This is a genomic window from Collinsella sp. AM43-1, assembly GCF_003467925.1.
Lineage (GTDB): Bacteria > Actinomycetota > Coriobacteriia > Coriobacteriales > Coriobacteriaceae > Collinsella.
Genome location: NZ_QSFR01000017.1, coordinates 41,795 through 48,348, shown reverse-complemented (window position 1 = coordinate 48,348; position 6,554 = coordinate 41,795). Strand labels below are relative to the sequence as shown.

Here is a 6,554-nt window from a genome sequence, read left to right as displayed (position 1 = left end):
CTCGCCGTCGCCGATACCGGCATCGGGGGCCTCAAGGTCGTCGACCTGGCCGTCCACGGAGACTCGCGCGGCTGGTTCAAGGAGAACTGGCAGCGCGCCAAGATGACCGCCCTGGGCATCCCCGACCTCAGGGTCGTCCAGAACAACGTCTCCTACAACGACAGCCGCGGCGTCACCCGCGGCATCCACGCCGAGCCCTGGGACAAGTTCATCTCCGTGGCCCGCGGCAGCGTGTTCGGCGCCTGGGTCGACCTGCGCGAGGGCAGCGAGACCTACGGGAAGGTCTACACGACCGTGCTGGACCCCTCCAAGGCCATCTACGTCCCGCGCGGCGTGGGCAACTCCTTCCAGGCCCTGGAGGGCGGCACCGCCTACACCTACCTGGTGGACGCCCACTGGTCCCTTGAATTGAAGAAGACCTACACCTTCGTGAACCTCGCCGACCCCGAGCTCGCCATCGAGTGGCCGATCCCGCTCGAGCAGGCCACCGTCTCCGAGGCCGACCTCAACCACCCGATGCTGAAGGACGTCGTCCCCATGGCGCCCAAGAGGACGCTCGTCACCGGCTGCAACGGCCAGCTGGGCCGCGCGGTCCGCGCGCTGGCCGAGGAGCGCGGCGTCGCCAAGGACTTCGACTTCTGCGACATCGACACCTTCGACATGTCAGACCCGGACGCCTACTCCAAGTACGACTGGTCGCTCTACGGCACCGTGATCAACTGCGGCGCCTACACCGCCGTGGATAAAGCCGAGACCCCCGAGGGCCGCGCGGCCGCCTGGAAGGCCAACGCCACCGGCCCCGCCCTGCTCGCACGCACCTGCTCCGGGCACGGGATCACCCTGGTCCACGTGTCCTCCGACTACGTCTTCGACGGCACCGCCGAGGTGCATGACGAGGAGGAGCCTTTCTCCCCGCTGTCCGCCTACGGCCAGACCAAGGCCGCAGGCGACATCGCCGTGGCCGGGTGCCCGCGCCACTACATCATGCGCAGCTCCTGGGTCATCGGCGAGGGGCACAACTTCGTCAAGACCATGAAGGGGCTCTCCGACCGCGTCGCCGACCCCGAGGACGGGCTCGAGCGGGTCACGGTCGTGGACGACCAGCTTGGCCGCCTGACCTTCACGCGCGACATGGCCGAGGCGATCTTCCACGTGCTGGGCTCGCACGCCCCCTACGGTACCTACGACTGCACCGGCTCCGGTGCCGTGAGGTCCTGGGCGGACATCGCCCGCGCCGTCTTCGAGGCCGCCAACGGCAACGGGGAGAGGGTCGTGCCGGTGAGCACCGCCGACTACTACGCGAATGCCGAGGGCCCCATCGCCCCGCGCCCGGTCCACTCCGCACTCGACCTTTCCAAGCTCGAGTCGGTCGGGTTCCACATGTCCGACTGGGAGAAAGAGCTGGGGGAGTATGTTGGCTCGGATGGCGACAGCGTCGCTCAATCAACTATGGGGATAGAAGCCGTATGAGTGTCGAACTTTCCTCATTGTTTACGAATTCTGATGGCCATGGGATTGGCAAGAGCAATTTCGTACCTACAAAAACCTACAGCCTCTTTACCAATTTGCTGCTTTTCTTCATTTGCGGAAATGTGGCGCTTGATTTCTTTTCAGGATTATTCGGCATAAGCTCGTTTTCCCAAATTGTCCGAATGACTTTCTTTGCCTTGTTGTTATATATAGAACTTCGTCTTGACCCTAAAGGATTTTGTATACTGTTTCTTGCTTTAACGTCGATTGTAATTCAATCTGTGCTAATGCAGGCGTTTAGCACAGAAGGCATGACAGCGTCTACATTACTTTATGACATAAGCATCGGTATTAAACTAATAATTTGTTTTGCAGTTTTCTTTGCTTCAAAAAGTTTGATTCGCTGCAATGCGTTGTCTATTAATCAAGTCAAAAAAGCAATATCTATCGCTGCAATTTATGTTCCGATTCTATATTTGGGATCGATTGCTTTGGGACTTGGGGCATCAAGCTATTGGGATGGCTCAGGCTATAAAAGCGTCTTTTCTTCTCTTAACAGCATCAATGTTTCTATGATTGTGCTTTTTGCTTATTCGGCTGATGCTGTATTTATACAGAAAAAGTCTCTTTGGATTATCCCAATGGGGTTAAATCTAATTTCATTATTATTGCTTGGCACAAAGGCGGGATATCTATTCGCCTTTTTCATAGTGATGTATTACTTATTAATTCCCCCTGAAACTAGGTTGAGAAATGCCGTGATCGGAATTCTCGTTGTTGCTGGCCTGCTATTCGCCTTCAATAACGTAACCTTTCTAAATGAAATGCTTGAAAAGGTATCTGTTCGTCAAACTTACCTTTTCGAGAATCGTTCATTAATTGACTACCTCACAAGTGGACGAACCTGGATGCTGGCTGAAGCAACCAATCTATTTATTGCAAGCAATAATCCTCTGGGTTTCTTAATCGGCAATGGGTACTATCGTTTTCACCATGATTTAGCTGTATCAAGTGGCTATTTATTAACTGCAAACGTTAGACCGATCGAATTTGATTGGGCTGATTTATTTTTTTCCTATGGGGCCTTTGCCTTTATCTGTGTATATGCCTTTTTGTTTAAACAGCTGCGTCTGTCTTGGCGAACAAGAAACGAAGGACATTTTCAATTTATAGCTTTACTTGGAATGCTTGCGTTTAGCTGTGTTGGTGGTCATGTCTTTTTTGAAGCAATTTCTTCAGTAACGTTGGGTTCCGTTTTGGCCTGCATCTATGAGGATAGTAATGGACGATAAATTTAAGATGATTCTTTCGGCTTGCACCGAAGATCGGAGCAATGTTATTGCCAAAGGTCAAAGTGCTTGGTCAAGACGCTGCGGTATCGACTTGCTCTTGAAAATGCTGCTTGTCTATATCAACTCGATTGGCTTGCGTCATGCACCAGAATCGACAATTTACGTTGATGAAATTAAGAATAACAACATGGTTTCTAATTTGCGAGATACTGCGGAGATCTGCGATGCTGAGAAAGCTACGTTCATTTGTCTCAATAGTTACTCGCCAAATAGACACATCAAAATGGGCGTGTTTTGGCCGATATTTAAAGCTGTGACCCTTGTTGTCCTTTCCCTGCCTCGTGTTCTTTCTTTTATCGGCAGCGAATGCACCGTAAATGATAGTTTAGCTAGGTTTTTAATTAAACGAATGGATAACTACGTTGCGCGTATAGGCTACCAGCATCCTTTTATTTTGATGACTGACCATCATTTTTATTCAACAGTCATAGCCATGAACGACCATGCAACATCCGCAGTTCTTCAGCATGGCCTAATTGGAGACGCTCGATTCTTTTCGCCTGTGCGTGCCACATATTTCTATGCCTGGAGCAAAAAGAGCGCTGTTCTTGTCAATTCAGAAAAAGCTGTCGACGCTGGTACTTATAAATTTTCAAAATTGATGAGACTGGAACCTAAGCATTATGTTGAGAGTTTTGCTGACGCAAAACGTGTCTTGCTCATTCTTTCCAGCTCGAAAACCTCTGAACAGATTTCTCATCGCATCGAACCTCTCCTTAATCTTCAGAATCGCTTCGGTTTCAAGCTGCTCATCAAAATGCATCCTGGCTCCCTGTTTTCCATTAATGAACTGCGCGACGCCGTTTCGACGAGTGATGTTGAACTATATAAGGAAGAGAAAATTGAAGCAATTGATTTTGATTTCGCCTTTATTGAGCAGTCTACTGCTGCGCTAGACGTCGCATGTCTTGGAACCCCCTACATTGTTATTGACGAGTCTCTTGACAGCTATTTTTCCGAATACAAAGAAATGTTGCCTACTGCAAGCAATCCTGACGAGCTGCTGAGGTTGACGGTTGAATTTAGTTTGAACAAATATATGCCAGCCTATACGTCCTTCTTGGAACAAGAAATCGACAACGGACAATGCCGCATCGATTCGCTTATTCATCGTTTGCAAAACGAATGTGGGTCAACATATGGAGGACGGTATGGCAAGTAGTTCTTCGACTAAGTCTGGAAAAGCAAATACATTCCTTTGGAGTTTCCTTGAACAAGGTGGCTCTAAGGCTATTCAACTTTTCGTTCAAATTATTCTTGCTCGATTGCTATCCCCTGAGGCCTTCGGTATTTTGGCAATATTGTTGGTGGTTACTCAAATCACCGATTCTATTGCCCAAAGCGGTCTAGGGATGGCACTTATTCAAAAGAGCGATGCCGACGATCGTTCTTATTCCACCGCTTGGTGGCTGAGTCTCGGATTGGCAGCCGCTCTATATATCGTGGTGTACTTTACGTCGCCGACAATCTCTGTCTTCTATAATATGCCAGATCTCGTGGTTTATCTTCGAGTGCTCGGTGTAATAGTCTTTTTCAACTCGGCAAACTCTATTCAGCGTTCCTACCTCCAACGAAACATGAATTTTAGGTGCATTTTCGCCGCCACGACAATAGCCGCGCTCATTTCGGGCTTCGGAGGCGTGGTGCTCGCTTTCTTTGGGTTTGGCGTTTGGTCTCTAGTCTTACAGTCTTTGCTTCAAAGCATTTTCATTTGTATTGTCATGTGGCTGCAAATCAGCTGGAAACCTGCATTTACGTTCGATGTCGCTCAGGCGTGGTCGTTATTTAGTTATGGCTGGAAGATCTGCATTACGGGAATTCTGAATGTTATCTACTCCGGCATCTCGGAGTTGATAATCGGACGTGCCTGTTCAACCAGCGAACTCGGGCTGTACAGCCAAGGCCGTAAGTATCCCACTGCAGCAATTGGGGTGATGAGCAATTCCATCGCCAACGTATTATTTCCGATGTTTTCAGCAATTAAAGGAGATTCTGAGGCACTTCGTGGCGCCATACGTCGCGGGCTCACGCTCGGTACGTTTCTCGTCGCCCCCATATCTTTGCTGGCTGCCGTAGTTGCCAAGCCACTAGTTGCCATTCTCTTGACAGAAAAATGGCTCGCTTGTGTTCCAATCTTTCAGCTGACGTGCATCTCTAATGCCATTTTGATGATTCAGCTTGTAAACCTCCGAGCGTACATGGCTCTGGGAGATAGCTCTCTTTATATGCGTCTCCAAATTATTAAAGTTTTGGGCGGAGGAGCCATCATATGGATCACCGCCGCCCTCACCCACGATATTTACCATACGGCTTGGGCAAATTTCATCGTTGGAGTTATCTCGATCGTCTTCGTCGACGCTACACCTGCAAAGCGCCTTCATGGCTATTCGTCTTTGAACCAGGTTAAGGACATTCTGCCAATCTTATCCCTCTCTCTCGTTGCCGCTGCGGCATCGCTCGCTGTTCAGCTTCTGGGGTTGGGCTACGTTCCCGAATTGTTTCTGCAGGTCATCCTCTTCGCTTCTGTCTACCTGGGAGGAGCAAAGCTCTTCAAGTTCAGTGAATTATCCGAGGCAGCATCGCTCTTGTGCGGGTTTGTTTCAAGGAGAAGCTGAAGCTCAACTCTTTATTAGGTTACTTATCAATTCGAATACGATAGAAAGGTATCAATCCAATGTCGACATTCAACGGGTCAACTTTAATGATTACGGGAGGAACGGGATCCTTCGGCAATACCGTCCTCAAGCATTTCCTGACCTCCGATGTGGGGGAGATTCGTATTTTCTCTCGCGACGAGAAGAAGCAGGATGATATGCGGCATGAGCTTCAAGCTCGATATCCTGACCATTTCGCTAAGGTAAAATTCCATATTGGTGATGTACGCAACATTCAATCCGTGCGCGATGCCATGCATGGCGTGGACTATATCTTCCATGCGGCAGCCCTTAAGCAAGTTCCTTCTTGCGAGTTTTTCCCGATGGAGGCTGTCCGCACCAACATCATGGGCACGGATAACGTCCTTCACGCTGCATCGGATGCAGGCGTTAAGCGAGTCGTTTGTCTCTCCACTGATAAAGCCGCGTATCCCATTAACGCTATGGGAAAGTCCAAAGCCCTGATGGAAAGCGTGATCTTCGCCAATGCTCGTAGGGCTGCAGAAAAAGGCGATACGGTGGTGTGCTGTACTCGTTACGGTAACGTTATGTGCTCTCGCGGTTCTGTTATCCCACTCTTTATTGAGCAGATTCACGCTGGTAATCCCATCACCATTACGGATCCCAGCATGACACGATTCCTGATGAACCTTGATGAGGCAGTTGACCTTGTTAAGTTCGCATTCGAGCACGCCAACCCGGGTGACCTTTTCATTCAGAAGGCAGACGCAAGCACCATTGGCGATCTTGCGAAGGCCGTTCAGCAGCTGTTTGGCGATACGGGTACAACTATCATCGGCCCGCGCCACGGAGAAAAACTGTTTGAGACGCTCATGACCCGCGAGGAGCGCCTGCGTGCCGAAGATATGGGCGGTTATTATCGCGTGGCAGCCGATATCCGTGGTCTGAACTATGACAACAAGCAGGCCACCGGAGAGGTGAGAACCATGACCGACGAGGCCTATACGTCCCACAATACCAACCGACTGGATGTTGAGGGCACTGTAAAGAAAATCATGACTGCTGAGTATGTACGCGAAGAGCTTAATGGTATCCGCCACATCTAAAGGAGGGCAAG

General features: G+C 50.1%; 5 protein-coding genes. All 5 read left to right on the top strand.

Annotation, left to right across the window (positions count from 1 at the left end; genetic code table 11):
• Positions 1–1,470 (top strand): sugar nucleotide-binding protein (locus DW925_RS08295; protein ID WP_117790795.1); only part of this gene is annotated, 1,470 nt, incomplete at its 5' end.
• On the top strand, positions 1,467–2,762 hold the full coding sequence (locus DW925_RS08290) for a hypothetical protein (protein WP_117790794.1): 1,296 nt from the start codon (positions 1,467–1,469) through the stop codon (positions 2,760–2,762). The genes DW925_RS08295 and DW925_RS08290, both read left to right, overlap by 4 nt.
• Positions 2,752–3,984: a hypothetical protein gene (locus DW925_RS08285; RefSeq protein ID WP_117790793.1), complete on the top strand. Its 1,233-nt coding sequence runs from the start codon at positions 2,752–2,754 to the stop codon at positions 3,982–3,984. Before DW925_RS08290 ends, DW925_RS08285 begins: the two co-directional genes overlap by 11 nt.
• Positions 3,974–5,437 (top strand): lipopolysaccharide biosynthesis protein, encoded by a 1,464-nt coding sequence (locus DW925_RS08280; protein WP_158565760.1) that lies wholly within the window; start codon positions 3,974–3,976, stop codon positions 5,435–5,437. Before DW925_RS08285 ends, DW925_RS08280 begins: the two co-directional genes overlap by 11 nt.
• Positions 5,438–5,496: 59 nt before the next feature.
• The gene (locus tag DW925_RS08275) at positions 5,497–6,543 is read left to right on the top strand and encodes a polysaccharide biosynthesis protein (protein WP_117790791.1); all 1,047 of its coding nucleotides are present in this window, start codon (positions 5,497–5,499) and stop codon (positions 6,541–6,543) included.
• Positions 6,544–6,554 lie beyond the last annotated feature (11 nt).

Bases quoted from the DNA above. Each gene is read 5' to 3' on its own strand.
- DW925_RS08280 (WP_158565760.1), top strand. From the start codon at position 3,974: ATGGCAAGTAGTTCTTCGACTAAGTCTGGAAAAGCAAATACATTCCTT.
- DW925_RS08275 (WP_117790791.1), top strand. From the start codon at position 5,497: ATGTCGACATTCAACGGGTCAACTTTAATGATTACGGGAGGAACGGGA.
- DW925_RS08285 (WP_117790793.1), top strand. From the start codon at position 2,752: ATGGACGATAAATTTAAGATGATTCTTTCGGCTTGCACCGAAGATCGG.
- DW925_RS08290 (WP_117790794.1), top strand. From the start codon at position 1,467: ATGAGTGTCGAACTTTCCTCATTGTTTACGAATTCTGATGGCCATGGG.